The following is a 12,184-nucleotide window of genomic DNA, read 5'->3' as shown; positions in this document are numbered from 1 at the left end:
CACTGGGATCATCCCGCCGCGTGTGCGCGGCACTTGCGAGGAACCAGCCAGCAGGAGGTGTGCGGCGTGACGCACGAAGTGGTCAACCGTGTCGAGGAACTCGGGCCCGAACTGGCGGCACTCGCCGAACAGAACGAGAAACTGGGCAAGTTGAGCGACCGCACCGTCGAACTCATGCGCTCCGCGGGCGTGATACGGCTCCTGCAGCCCAAGGAGTTCGGCGGCTACAGCGCCCACCCCCGCGACTTTGCCGAAGCGGTGATGGCGGTCGCGCGGTACGACGGGGCGGCAGGCTGGGTGTCCGGCGTCGTCGGCGTACACCCTTGGGAACTGGCCCAGTTGGACCCCAGGCTCGCGCACGAGGTGTGGGACGACGACCCGGACACCTGGATCGCCTCGCCGTACATGCCCAACGGCATCGCGGAACCCGTCGACGGCGGATACGTGCTCAGCGGTCGCTGGCCGTTCTCCTCCGGGAGCGACCACTGCAGCTGGGACTTCCTCGGCGCGCTCGTCGGCGACGGCAAGGGGCAGCCGGCCGGGCCGATCTCCGTGCTCCATGTGGTCCTGCCGCGCTCGGACTACGAGATCATCGACGGCACCTGGGACGTCATCGGCCTCGCGGGCACCGGCAGCAAGGACGTCGTCGTCGACAAGGCGTTCATCCCCGCCTATCGCACGATCCGGCAGGAGGAGGTCCAGGAGGGCACGGCCGCCGAGGCGGTCGGACTCTCCGACACCCTCTACAAGTTGCCCTTCAGCTCCATGTTCCCCCTCGGGATCACCGCGGCCGTCGTCGGCATCTGCGAGGGCGCCCTCGCGCTGCACCTGGACCAGCAGCGGGACCGGGTCGCCGTGACCGGGGTCCAAGTACGCGACGACCCCTACGTTCTGTACGCCGCCGGTGAGGCGGCGGCGGAGATCGCCGCCTCCCGGGTCCAACTGATCGACGGCATCAGCCGGTTGTACGACCAGGTCGAGGCCGGAAAGCCCATCACCGTCGAGGACCGCTCCAACGTCCGCCGCAACCAGGTGCGTTGCGCGTGGCGGGCCGTCGCCGCCCTGGACGAGATCTTCGTACGCTCCGGCGGCAACGCGATCCGCCGCGGCAACCCGCTCCAGCGGTTCTGGCGGGACGCGCACGTGGGACTCCAGCACATGATCCACGTCCCGGGTGCGGCCTATCACGCAAACGCCCTCGCCCAGATGGGACTTGAGCTGCCCGAGCCGATGCGCGTCCTGATCTGACGGGACGTCAAGAGAGTGAGAGAGCAAGGAGGGGCCGTGTCGGACGCGGTCGAGGGGCGCTACTTCCGTGAGGTGCTGGGGCACTTCCCCACGAGCGTGGTCGCGATCACCACGACGGACAGCGACCGGCAACCACAGGGAATGATCGTCGGAACCTTCATGTCCGTGTCCCTGGAACCGCCCCTGGTGTCCTTCCTGGTGGACGGTTCCTCCAACACCCTGCGGACGATCCGGACGGCCGGGCGGTTCTGCGCCAACGCGCTCGCCGGCAACCAGGAACGCCTGTCCCGGCGGATGGCCGGCGGCCCGAACCGCTTCGAGGGAACCGACTGGGAGGAATCCCCGCTCGGCAATCCCGTCCTCGCCGGAATCGTCGCGTGGGTCGACTGCACGGTCGAGAAAATCGTCGAACTCGGCGATCACCAACTGGTCGTCGGACGGGTCCGCACGCTCCGCGTCGAGTCGATGAAGACACCACTGCTCTTCTTCCGCGGTGGATACGGCGACTATCTGTCCAGCGCGGGACTTCTGCTGGACAGGCTCGTCGGCTGGTGAGAGAGCGAAGAACAACAAGAGCCGCGAGATCGAAGGAGATCCGTTGATGCGCCAGGACCTTCATTTCAGATTGGAACGCATCTCCGCGTGGTGCGGATTTGTACTGCTGCTGGGATTCGCCGTGGCGTTCTCCGTCGGCCATCTCATCACGCCGATGGACCCGACGAAGAACGCGCAAGGCGTCGTCGAATTCCTCACCGACCATCAGACGGGCATTCTCGCCTGCGCCGCGATCATGGTCCTCGTCGTGCCGTTCGAGTACCCGTTCGTCGTCCTGACCAGCATGCAGATGCGCCGTATCGAAGGCGGCTGGGGCCTGCTGTCCATGGTCCAGCTCACCACCGGCGTCGTCGCGCCGATCGGCTTCTTCTTCCCGATCGCGATACTCGCCGCCGCTGCCTACCGACCGGAGAGCCACTCGCCCGACGTGCTCTACGCGATGTCGGACATCTACTGGCTCATGCTGGTCGGAAATGCCTGCATATTCGTCCTCCAGGTCTGGTCGATCGGCTACGCGGCCCTCGTCGACGACCGCGCCAAGCCGGTTTTCCCGCGCTGGTTCGGCTATCTCAACCTGGTGCTCGGAGTTCTGCTCATCCCGGGCGCTTTCGTCTTCCTCACCAAGACCGGCCCGTTCGCCTGGAACGGAATCCTCGCGAACATGCTGCCCACACTCGTGTATTTCATCTGGAAGATCGCCACGCCGATCGTGCTGCTGCGCGCCGTGAAATCAGAGGAGGAGGAAGCGAAGGCGAAGGCCGCCGAACCCTCCGCGCTCGCGAGCACATAGCCGGCCGTCAGCCGAGCCCCCGGGATTCGACGATGCGGAACGTGGGATGGTCGGCGGGGTCGGGGAGCTGCCGGAACGTCTCGGCCACGGTGGGGAAGCGGCCGAACTGTTCCAGATAGACCTGGATCAACGGCGCGCGCTCCGCCACCGGGACCTCGACCGCCTCGAACTCCTCGCCACGGCCCTTGCGCCGGAGCCGTCCACTGTTCGCGGCACGCAGATTGCGGGACCACTCGGTGTTCCCGCGGGGCGCTATCAGGTAGCGCTCCCCGTCGTGGTCGAGGACGGCCACCGGCACACTCCGCCAGCGGCCCGACGTACGGCCCCGGACGCTCAGCGTGCTCAGCACAGACCGGGCGAAGAGCTTGGCCATCCGGTTGCCGATGACCCGTGCTCCCCACGGCGGGGGCAGGTAGGGGGCGCTCATCGGGACCTCCTCGAAGACGCGGGTGGAGTATTGTCTAGGGTGACCCTAAATATAGGGTCACCCTAGACTCCTTGTCTCGCCGAAATCTGGACGGAGGTGACCGTGGGGCTGCGCGAGCTGAAGAAGGAGCAGACGCGGACACTCATCGCGGACATCGCCTGGCGGCTCTTCGTCGACCGGGGGTTCGACGCCGTGCGGGTCGCCGAGATCGCCCGCGAGGCACGCGTCTCCGAGGCCACCGTCTTCAACTACTTCCCGCGGAAAGAGGATCTCCTCTACTCGCGGCTCGACGACTTCGGCGAACGGCTCATCGCGGCGGTCGACTCCCGGCCCCCGGGCGCGTCGGTCCTGGACGCGGTACGGACGTTCCTGACCGGGGCGACCGGGCTCCTCGCCCAGGTCGCAGCAGGCGACGACGAGGCCCTCGTACGACTGCGGACCGTGCACCGCATGATCGCCGACAGCCCCACGCTACGAGCCCGCGAACAGCAGGCGATCACCGATGCGACGACGGCACTGGCCGCGCTCCTCGCGGCGGATCAGGGTGACACGGCCGAGACGGACGAGGTCACGGCGTACGTGGCGGCCAACGCCCTGATGGGTGTCCACCGGGCGCTCATCGACCTCGTACGCCGACGTGTTCTCGCTGACGAGGCGCCGGATCAACTCGCCGACGATGTCCGGGCACGGGGCACGCGCGCCTTCAGCTTGCTTGCGCAGGGCCTCGCGGACCACGGCGTACGGCCAAGGGCGGGGAACGGACGGTGAGTTCACCGGCCGTCCGACGACCTGCCACCGCTACGGGCAGGACTCCCCGAACTTCACCGCCTTGAACTCCACGGGCTGCCCGGTGAGTTTCGTCCCGGCCGACGGTTTCTGCGAGCACACCTGCCAGTTCGACGCCAGCAGGATGAAACGCCCTTTGCCGGACGCGTCCTTGACCGTGACCGACGTCCCGGACGCGAGTGCGGCGCGGGCGGTGTTGACCGACTTTCCCTTGAAGTCCGGCATCGTCGAGCCGGCCCGTGCGGGTGCGGACTGGTCCTTCGACGGGCACCTCTCGGCGAGCTTCACCGCGCCGAAGTCGAGCCGGGTGGTGGTGGCGACACGCGTGCCGGCCTTCACGTTCTGCGAGCAGACCTTCCAGTCCCGGTCGAGGATCTGGTGGCGGTCGCGGCCGAGCGCGTCATGGGACCTGAGGCTGTAGAAGCCCTGCTTCTGGGCGGCGTCCTGGGCGGACTGGAGCCCCATGCCCACGAAGGCGGGAACGGTCTTGGTCCCGCCACGGGTCTTCGCGTTGCCGCTCGCGCCCGCTGTCGTGCTGCCTTGCCCGGTGTCGGGATTGCAGGCGGTTCCGAGGCCGCCGATGACGAGGACGCCCGCGACGGCTCCGACGATGAGCTTCCCGTCGCGCCGCCGCCTTGGCGACGGGAACACGGAGTTGGACACGGTAGGCCCCCTGGTGTGGTCGGCAACACGGGCTGATCCCCGACTACTTGAGGTGTTGCCCCAGGAAGTCGACGATATGTCCCATCGTCTCCTGCGTGGACCAGGGCAGGGCGGCCGAGGTGTCGCCGGTGAAGGAGAGGTCGCCGTGGCCCGCGCCGGTGAGGACGTAGCGGGTGCTCTCGATCCCCTTGGCGCGCAACGCCGTTTGGAGATCAAGGGTTTCACTGGGCGAGACCAGGTTGTCGGCGCTGCCGTGGAACAGCACGAAGGGCGCCGTCCTGGAGCTGATGTGTGTCGCCGGGTCGGCCGCCGCGACCTCGCTGGTGCGGTCCGCGACCGACTTCTTGGTGCCGGGGCCGTAGACCCACTGGGCGGCACTGTTGCCTGCCGCGTAGTTGGACTTCTGCGCCGCCGTGTCGTAGTCGGCCGCGAGCCTGGACAGGTCGGCGGGGCCGAACTCGTCGACGACGCCCTGGACTTCACTGCTCTGGTCGAGGTTGTCGCCGACGTCGAAGGACTCCTCCCCGTTGGTCGTGCCGGTCATCGCGGCCAGGTAGCCGCCGGCGGACTGGCCCCACACGGCGACGTGGTCGGCGTCGATGTCGTACTTGTCGGCGTTGGCGCGGAGATAGCGGATCGCGGACTTCACATCGGCGACGGCGTCCTTGTACGTGGCGCCGTCCTTGGTGGTGCGGTACTGGAGGCTGGCCACGACATAGCCCTGGTCGGCGACATAGGTGCGCTGACTCAGGTTGGCGGTGCGGTCCGCCATGACGAACCCGCCTCCGGTCAGATAGATGACCAGCGGCTTCTTGCCCGACGTGGACGTGGGCACCTGGATGTCCAGCTTCAGATCGGTCTTCTTGCCGTTGGTGGTCGGCGAGGAGTACGTGATGTCGTGCGTGGTGGTGATCCCGGACGTGGCGCACTGGATCTGCGCACCCTTGGGGTCGATCACGGTGCTGGTGCTGGTGTCCGACTTCTTGATGGTCTTGGCCACCGGAAGGCCGCCCGCGTTGCCCGACGGCACCGCGCTGGGCGCTCCGGAACTCGTGGCGCTCGTACCCGTGGGGCAGGCGGCCGTCCTGGCGCGGGCGCTGGTGCTGGACGTACCGCTGGACGCGCTGTTGCTGCCCGAGGAGCAGGCCACCAGCGCCAGCCCGGCCGCGACGGTGATCGTGACGCCGGCGATACCCCTCCGCCGGCCTGCCCGCGTCTTCTCTTCTTCGCGCATGTCTTCGTCTCCCGCGACATCGGATGGCAAACGGAGATCACATCTCCGTTTCTTGCTCCCACCGTAACATCAAACGGAGATGTCATCTCCGTTTGGTTCTGGGGCGTCGCGGCCCGGAATCGAACCTGATCAAGGGGTGCGCAGCTCGCGGCAGTACGATGCGCTGGACGAATCGACATCACCCGGAAGGCGGGACGACTGCTATGGCGGAGCCCGCTGAACCCGGCAGGGCGCCGCTGCGGCGCGACGCCGAGCTGAACCGCCGCCGGCTGATGGCCGCCGCCCGCGAGGTGTTCCGTGACCGGGGTCTGGCCGCGACCCTCGACGACGTCGCCCGCCACGCGGGGCTCGGTGTGGGGACGGCCTACCGGCACTTCGCCAACAAGGAAGAGCTGGTCGACGCGGTCTTCGAGGACATGATCGACCGGGTCGAGGCCTGCGCCCGGGAAGCCGCGACCGATCCCGATCCATGGCACGGGCTGGCGACCAGCCTGGAGAAGGTGTGCGAACTCCAGGCACACGATCGCGGGCTGCGCGAGGTCATGCTCGGCACCGGCAAAGCAGCCCAGCGGCACGCCCTCGTCGACCGGCGGATCAAGCCCCTGGTCGATCCGCTGATCGACCGCGCAAAGGAGCAGGGCGCGCTGCGGTCCGACGTGGCGCCCCTGGACCTCCCCATGATCCAACTGATGGTGGGTGCGGTCACCGACCAGACCGGAGAACCGGACCTGTGGCGCCGGTATCTGCGGATGCTGCTGGACGGCATGCGCACCAGGCCGGACGGGACCGAGCCGCTGCCCCCGGGCCCCCAGTCCCACCCGCTGTGATTCAAGACGCTAGACGGAGAGCGCGAACCCGCCCGTCACCCGCAGCGTCTCACCCGTGACGAACGACGACTTCGACGAGACCAGATACAGCAGCGCCTCGACGATGTCCCGTTCCTCGCCCTCCCGTTGGAGGATCTGCTCGCCCAACACCCGCTTCGCCTCGGCCTCGGAGAGTTCGGCGCGCACGGTGTCCGTGAAGATCAGGCCCGGCGCGATCGCGTTGACACGGATGCCGTCGGCCGCGAACTCCCGCGCGAAGGACACCGTCAGACCGCGTACGGCGAGTTTGGAGACGCCGTAGATGCTGCGGTTGGCGTAGGCCGCCGACGAGGAGATGTTGACGATGGCGGCGCCTTCGCGTCCCCGCATGGCCCGTTGGGCGGCGAGGGAGCAGATGACGACGCCCATGACGTTCACGTCGAGCACGCGGCGCACCTTGGCGAGGCCGAGTTCGGCGAACGGCCGGTTGTAAGCGGCGTGCAGGCCCGCGTTGTTGACCAGGATGTCGAGACCGCCGTGGCGTGCGACGACCTCGTCCATCACCGCCTCGACGGCGGCCTCGTCGGCCACGTCACAGGCCACCCCCGTCAAGCTGCCGCCGGCGGCGGTGAGTTCGGCCGCGGCGGCGTTCGCCGCGTCACCGTCGATGTCCGCGAGCACGACATGCGCGCCCCGCGCCGACAGCGCGGCGCCGAACGCCTTGCCGAACCCGCGCCCGCCCCCGGTGATGAACGCGACCTTGCCCTGGTGTTCGTCGTGTTCCGGCATTACGGATGCTCCCCTCGTCGTGCTGGCTCCAACCGGCCCCTGACAACGGTCACTTGGGACCGAACCGCTGCCCCGCGTCGAGCCGCAGGCACTGGCCGTTCAGCATCGGGTTGTCGACGACGGCGAGCGCGAGCTTCGCGTACTCCTCCGGCCGGCCCAGGCGCTTGGGGAACGCCGCGTCCTTGACCAACTCGGCGCGCACCTCGTCCGGGATCTTCTCGACGGCGCCCGTGTCGAACAGGCTGGGCGCGATGGCCAGGACCCGGATGCCGAACGGGCCGAGATCGCGCGCCATGGTGAGACACATGCCGGCGATCGCGGCCTTGGCGGCCCCGTAGGCGACCTGGCCGATCTGCCCCTCGAAGGCCGCGATCGACGAGGTGTTGACGATGACACCGCGCTCGCCGTCCGGGTCCTCGGGCTCGTTGCGGCTCATGTGCGCGGCGGCGAGCCGGCTGATGTTGAAGGTCGCGACGGCGTTGAGGTCGAGGATGCCGCGGAAGGTGTCCAGGTCGTGTGGACCGTTCCTGCCGAGCGTCCGTTTCGCCTTGCCGCCACCGGCAGTTGTGATCGAGACATGCAGCCCGCCCAGCGCCTCCACGGCGGCGGCGAGCGCACTCTCCGTCGCCTCGAAGTCGGTGACGTCGACCGGCTCGAAACGCCCGCCGAGCGCGGCGGCGACCTCGGCGCCGGCCGACGCCGGACGGTCGAGTACGACGACGTCGGCGCCGCGCGCCGCGAGCAACTCGGCGCTGGCACGGCCCATTCCGGAGGCCCCGCCGAACACCACGGCCTTCTTGCCCTTGATCTCCATCGATCTAGATTCCCTTTCGCGTGCGCTCAGACCGACGCGGCGGACCGCTGAAGCAGGGTGCAGAGCCGGTCGCGATGGACGGCGGTGTCCCCGTACAGCACCCGATCGGCCCTGGCCCGGCGCAGATAGAGGTGGAGGTCGTGCTCCCAGGTGAAACCGATCCCGCCGTGTAACTGCAGTGCCCGCGCGGCGACTTCACCGGTGCCGGCCGTGGCGTAGGAGGCGGCGGCACAGGCTGCCCGGGCGGTGTCGTCCGCGCCGGCGTCGGCGGCCATCGCCGCGTAGTACGTCGCGGCCCGGGTGCCGTGTACCAGCAGTGCCATGTCGGCGCAGGCGTGCTTGACCGCCTGGAAACTCCCGATCGGGCGCCCGAACTGCACCCGGCTCTTGGTGTGTTCGACGGTCAGCTCCAGCATCCGGTCCATCACGCCCAGCGCGTCGGCACACCGCAGGACGGACGCCTCGTCGAGCAGGGCCTGGATGTCGGCCGGCCCACCGACGAGACGCGCGTCCAGCGGGACGCGTACGGCGTCGAGGCGGACCTCGTGGAACGCGCGCGTGGGATCCAGGACGCGCTGCCGCCGGACGGTGACACCGGGAGCCGCGCGGTCGACGAGGAAGGATGCCGGTTCGCCGTCGTGGAGTGCGGTGACCAGCAGCCGGCGCGCACCGTCGGCATCCTGCACCACGGTCTTGACCCCGTCGAGGACGACTCCGTCGCCGTCGCCGCGTGCCGTGGCGTGGATCCCGTCCAGCGTCCAGGGCGCGTGCGGTTCGGCGAAGGCCCAGGTGGCCCAGCTCTCCCCGGAGGCGAGCGCGGGCAGCACCTCGGAGCGCAGCCGCTCGGAACCGCCGTGGGCGATCGCCCGGCCGACAAGGGCGGTCGGCAGGAAGGGGCCCCGGCCCAGCGCGCGTCCGATCTCCTCGGCGACCAGGGCGAGTTCGACCAGTCCCTGGCCGGATCCGCCGTACTCCTCGGGCAGGGCCAGGCCGGGCCAGCCGAGGTCGGACGTCAGCCGCCACAGCTCGGGGTCGACGTCGTCGGAGCGGTCCATCCAGGCTCGTACGACGGTGATCGGGGCCCGGTCGGACAGCAGGTCGCGGGAGGCCTCGCGGAGCATGGCCTGCTCCTCGCTGAGCTCGAAGTTCACCAGCCACCACCCGGTCCGCAGCGGATCAGTATCTCGAAGAAGGTATCCTCTTTTATGTCGCTGGTCGAGATCCAGTGCCGTTTAAAGGTGTTCATACCTACGCACCACCAAGTTGAGTATCATCAATTGCATGACTGATGCCGTTCTGCTCGCCGCCTGCCGCACCGCGATCGGTACCGCTCGGAAGGGAACGCTCCGGGACACCAGCGCCTTCGACCTCGCCACCGTCGTCGTACGGGAGGCCGTGCGGCGCTCGGGGCTGCCGCTCGATCTGATCGACGACGTCGTCCTCGGCGAGACCCTGGCCGGAGGCGGGGACATCGCCCGCTACGCGGCACTCGAAGCGGAGCTCACGCATGTGCCGGGGCTCGCCCACAACCGGCACTGCGCCTCGGGGCTGGCCAGTGTGGCGACCGCGGCGGCGGGGGTGCTCGCCGGCATGGACCGTGCGGTCGTCGCCGGCGGTACCCAGTCCTCGTCCACCGCTCCTCAGGCCCGGCGCCGGATTCCGGGCACCGACGACTGGCAGGACCCCTGGTCGTCGCCCTCGCACGCGCCGACCCAAGAGGCCCCCAACAACGACATGGCCACCCTGGTCGGCTGGAACACGGCGCGGCTGGCCGGTATCTCCCGCCAGGACATGGACAGTTGGGCCCTGCGCTCGCACCAGCGGGCCGTCCGCGCGATCGACGAGGGGCAGTTCGTCGACGAGATCGTCCCCGTCGACGTCACCGACCGCAGCGGCTCGGTCTCCGTGTTCGACACCGACGAGCACCCGCGCCGCGACACCAGCATCGAGAAGCTCGCCGCACTGAAGGCGCTGCGCCCCGAGATAGAGGGCTACTCCATCACCGCGGGCAACTCCAGCGGGGTGAACGACGGTTCGGCCGCGGTCGTCGTCGCCTCCTCTGAGATCGCCGCCCGTCATGGGCTCGCTCCGCTCGCCACCGTACGGTCGTGGGCCAGCGTCGGTGTCGACCCCGTCGAGACGGGACTGGCCCCGATCGCCGCCATCCGCAAGGCACTTGACCGGGCCGGGCTGCGGATCGAGGACGTCGACCTGTTCGAGATCAACGAGGCCTTCGCCGCGGTCACCGTCGCCGCCACCCGTGAACTGGGCCTGGACGCCGAGCGGGTGAACCCCTTCGGCAGCGGGTGCAGCCTCGGCCACCCGATCGCCACCACCGGCACCCGCATGATCGTCACGCTCGCGCACGAGCTGCGCCGCCGCGGTGGAGGCACGGCGGTCGCGGCGATGTGCGCGGGCGGCGGCATGGGATCGGCGATGGTGCTCACCGTGTGACGCGCTGAGCATCGGTCAGCGGGCCGCCCAGCTCACCGTCTTCGTCTGCAGATACTCGTCGAGCCCGAACTCGCCCCACTCCCGGCCGAGTCCACTCTGCTTGTAACCGCCGAACGCGGACCGCGGGCTCACCCCGGCACTGCCGCCGTTGATCGTGACCCCGCCGGTCCGCAACCGCGTCGCCATCTCGTACGCGGCCACGGTGTCGGCGCTCCACACGGCACCGCCCAGACCGTACGGACTGTCGTTGGCGATGTGTACCGCCTCCTCGTCGGTGCGGAACGGGATGACGACGCCGACCGGCCCGAAGAACTCCGTCCGGGCGACGGCCATCGCGTTGTCCACGGCGGCGAAGAGCGTCGGCTCCACGAAATAACCCCGGTCGAGCCCGGCAGGACGCTTGCCGCCGCACACGATCCGGGCGCCCTCCTCCTCGCCGACCCGGATCAGCTTCTCCACCTTGTCCCGCTGGGCCGCGCTGATGAGTGGCCCCATTGTGGTGGCCGCGTCGGCGGGGTCACCGACCCTGACCCCGGCGAGGGCCGCGCTCAGCCGGTCGACGAACTCGTCGTGGACGGACTCGTGCACCAGCGTGCGCGTCAGCAGCGAACAGCCCTGTCCCGCATGGGTGGTCATGCCGGAGAACGCGGAGCGGACAGCGCCGTCCAGATCGCCGTCGGCGCGCACGATGTTGGCCGACTTGCCGCCGAGTTCCAGGACGACCTTCTTCATGGAGGCCGCGGCCTGGGCGTACACCGAGCGGCCCACCGTGTCCGACCCGGTGAAACTGACGAGGTCCACCATCGGGTGCGTGGTCAGCTCCCGGCCGGCCTCCACATCGCCGGTCACGATGTTCAGCACCCCCGGCGGCAGCCCGGCCGCGTCCGCGAAGTCGCCGAGCAGCAGCGAGTCGAGCGGGGTCTGCGGCGCCGGCTTCAGGACGACGGTGCAGCCCGCGGCCAGGGCGGGGATCACCTTCATCATGCTGAGGAAGAAGGGGAAGTTGTACGCCGAGATCAGCGCGCACACCCCGAACGCCTCGCGGCGCAGCACCCCTTGGAAGATGCCGGCGCCCGGCGCGATCGTGGGATCCATCGGACGCTCCCACGCGAAGCGGGGGATCACCCGCTCGGCCATGTCCCGCAGATGCGCCACCGGAACCCGGGTCTGCAACGTCTCCGCAAGACCGCGCACCGAACCCGCCTCGGCCATGTTCACGGCGACCAGCTCCGGCAGCCGCCGCTCCAACTCCTCGGCCATGCGCAGCAGTACCGCACCGCGCTCGGCGGGCCTCATCCGCGGCCACGGCCCCTCGTCGAAGGCCCGCCGCGCCGCCTCGACCGCCCGCCGCACATCCCCGAGCGAGGCGTCCGGCACCTCGGCGACCGTCTCTTCCGTCGCCGGATTGCGTACGACGATCCGCGCGTCCGACGTGCCATCGGTGTGCCGTCCGTCGATGTAGAGCCGCGAAGAGAACGAGTACGTCGTCGTCATGTGCCGTCTCCTCATCAAGTGTGTCCCGTGTTGAGTGTACTGAATTAAGAGGGGTGGGTCAGGAGTGTGCCAGTTTTATTGACTCGACCGGTCGGTACAGCTAACTTCGCAGATATCTGGGGGT

The 12,184-nt window shown here is 69.3% G+C and carries 13 protein-coding genes; 6 read left to right on the top strand and 7 right to left on the bottom strand.

Annotated elements, in window-relative coordinates; translation table 11 throughout:
• The first annotated feature begins 66 nt into the window (after nt 1-66).
• Genes JHN45_RS07615 through JHN45_RS07605 form a run of 3 tightly spaced genes read left to right on the top strand, consistent with a single transcriptional unit; the run spans nt 67 to nt 2,593 of the window.
• Entirely contained in the window at nt 67-1,248 is a 1,182-nt protein-coding gene (locus tag JHN45_RS07615) for a hydroxylase (RefSeq protein WP_200712306.1), read from the top strand.
• 36 nt (nt 1,249-1,284) lie between these two features.
• Entirely contained in the window at nt 1,285-1,803 is a 519-nt protein-coding gene (locus JHN45_RS07610) for a flavin reductase family protein (protein ID WP_201048495.1), read from the top strand.
• Between the two features lie 46 nt (nt 1,804-1,849).
• Nucleotides 1,850-2,593, top strand: coding sequence for a hypothetical protein (locus JHN45_RS07605; protein WP_200712308.1), 744 nt, complete (start codon nt 1,850-1,852; stop codon nt 2,591-2,593).
• 7 nt (nt 2,594-2,600) lie between these two features.
• Here the strand turns inward: JHN45_RS07605 and JHN45_RS07600 are convergent, their stop codons facing one another.
• Nucleotides 2,601-3,020 carry a nitroreductase/quinone reductase family protein gene (locus tag JHN45_RS07600; RefSeq protein ID WP_201048494.1) on the bottom strand — a complete coding sequence of 140 codons (420 nt, stop codon included), beginning with the start codon at nt 3,018-3,020 and terminating at the stop codon, nt 2,601-2,603.
• A gap of 102 nt (nt 3,021-3,122) precedes the next feature.
• Between JHN45_RS07600 and JHN45_RS07595 the strand changes: the two genes are divergently transcribed.
• Complete coding sequence (locus JHN45_RS07595; protein ID WP_200712310.1) at nt 3,123-3,788, top strand: TetR/AcrR family transcriptional regulator; 666 nt, start codon at nt 3,123-3,125, stop codon at nt 3,786-3,788.
• 30 nt (nt 3,789-3,818) lie between these two features.
• Here JHN45_RS07595 and JHN45_RS07590 read toward each other — a convergent pair whose 3' ends face one another.
• Together JHN45_RS07590 and JHN45_RS07585 are read right to left on the bottom strand one after the other, a co-directional pair.
• Entirely contained in the window at nt 3,819-4,469 is a 651-nt protein-coding gene (locus tag JHN45_RS07590) for a PASTA domain-containing protein (RefSeq protein ID WP_201048490.1), read from the bottom strand.
• Nucleotides 4,470-4,512: 43 nt separating this feature from the next.
• Nucleotides 4,513-5,703: an alpha/beta hydrolase gene (locus JHN45_RS07585; protein ID WP_201048488.1), complete on the bottom strand. Its 1,191-nt coding sequence runs from the start codon at nt 5,701-5,703 to the stop codon at nt 4,513-4,515.
• Between the two features lie 203 nt (nt 5,704-5,906).
• Here JHN45_RS07585 and JHN45_RS07580 point away from each other — a divergent pair, with 203 nt between their 5' ends.
• Nucleotides 5,907-6,530 (top strand): TetR/AcrR family transcriptional regulator, encoded by a 624-nt coding sequence (locus tag JHN45_RS07580; RefSeq protein ID WP_201048486.1) that lies wholly within the window; start codon nt 5,907-5,909, stop codon nt 6,528-6,530.
• A gap of 9 nt (nt 6,531-6,539) precedes the next feature.
• On the opposite strand, the gene JHN45_RS07575 is transcribed toward JHN45_RS07580, so the two are convergent.
• Genes JHN45_RS07575 through JHN45_RS07565 form a run of 3 tightly spaced genes read right to left on the bottom strand, consistent with a single transcriptional unit; the run spans nt 6,540 to nt 9,263 of the window.
• Nucleotides 6,540-7,298 (bottom strand): SDR family NAD(P)-dependent oxidoreductase, encoded by a 759-nt coding sequence (locus JHN45_RS07575; protein WP_201048485.1) that lies wholly within the window; start codon nt 7,296-7,298, stop codon nt 6,540-6,542.
• 49 nt (nt 7,299-7,347) lie between these two features.
• Nucleotides 7,348-8,112 (bottom strand): SDR family oxidoreductase, encoded by a 765-nt coding sequence (locus JHN45_RS07570; RefSeq protein WP_201048484.1) that lies wholly within the window; start codon nt 8,110-8,112, stop codon nt 7,348-7,350.
• A gap of 26 nt (nt 8,113-8,138) precedes the next feature.
• The gene (locus JHN45_RS07565) at nt 8,139-9,263 is read right to left on the bottom strand and encodes an acyl-CoA dehydrogenase family protein (RefSeq protein ID WP_201048482.1); all 1,125 of its coding nucleotides are present in this window, start codon (nt 9,261-9,263) and stop codon (nt 8,139-8,141) included.
• A 130-nt stretch (nt 9,264-9,393) separates the two neighbouring features.
• Between JHN45_RS07565 and JHN45_RS07560 the strand changes: the two genes are divergently transcribed.
• Complete coding sequence (locus JHN45_RS07560) at nt 9,394-10,566, top strand: thiolase family protein (protein WP_201048481.1); 1,173 nt, start codon at nt 9,394-9,396, stop codon at nt 10,564-10,566.
• A gap of 15 nt (nt 10,567-10,581) precedes the next feature.
• On the opposite strand, the gene JHN45_RS07555 is transcribed toward JHN45_RS07560, so the two are convergent.
• Complete coding sequence (locus tag JHN45_RS07555; protein WP_201048480.1) at nt 10,582-12,060, bottom strand: aldehyde dehydrogenase family protein; 1,479 nt, start codon at nt 12,058-12,060, stop codon at nt 10,582-10,584.
• Nucleotides 12,061-12,184: the final 124 nt, after the last annotated feature.

It is taken from the genome of Streptomyces sp. MBT53, assembly GCF_016654115.1.
GTDB lineage: Bacteria > Actinomycetota > Actinomycetes > Streptomycetales > Streptomycetaceae > Streptomyces.
This window is presented reverse-complemented; position numbering and strand designations above follow the sequence as displayed.

Bases quoted from the DNA above. Each gene is read 5' to 3' on its own strand.
- JHN45_RS07605 (WP_200712308.1), top strand. From the start codon at position 1,850: ATGCGCCAGGACCTTCATTTCAGATTGGAACGCATCTCCGCGTGGTGC.
- JHN45_RS07600 (WP_201048494.1), bottom strand. From the start codon at position 3,020: ATGAGCGCCCCCTACCTGCCCCCGCCGTGGGGAGCACGGGTCATCGGC.
- JHN45_RS07585 (WP_201048488.1), bottom strand. From the start codon at position 5,703: ATGCGCGAAGAAGAGAAGACGCGGGCAGGCCGGCGGAGGGGTATCGCC.
- JHN45_RS07580 (WP_201048486.1), top strand. From the start codon at position 5,907: ATGGCGGAGCCCGCTGAACCCGGCAGGGCGCCGCTGCGGCGCGACGCC.
- JHN45_RS07575 (WP_201048485.1), bottom strand. From the start codon at position 7,298: ATGCCGGAACACGACGAACACCAGGGCAAGGTCGCGTTCATCACCGGG.
- JHN45_RS07570 (WP_201048484.1), bottom strand. From the start codon at position 8,112: ATGGAGATCAAGGGCAAGAAGGCCGTGGTGTTCGGCGGGGCCTCCGGA.
- JHN45_RS07560 (WP_201048481.1), top strand. From the start codon at position 9,394: ATGACTGATGCCGTTCTGCTCGCCGCCTGCCGCACCGCGATCGGTACC.
- JHN45_RS07555 (WP_201048480.1), bottom strand. From the start codon at position 12,060: ATGACGACGACGTACTCGTTCTCTTCGCGGCTCTACATCGACGGACGG.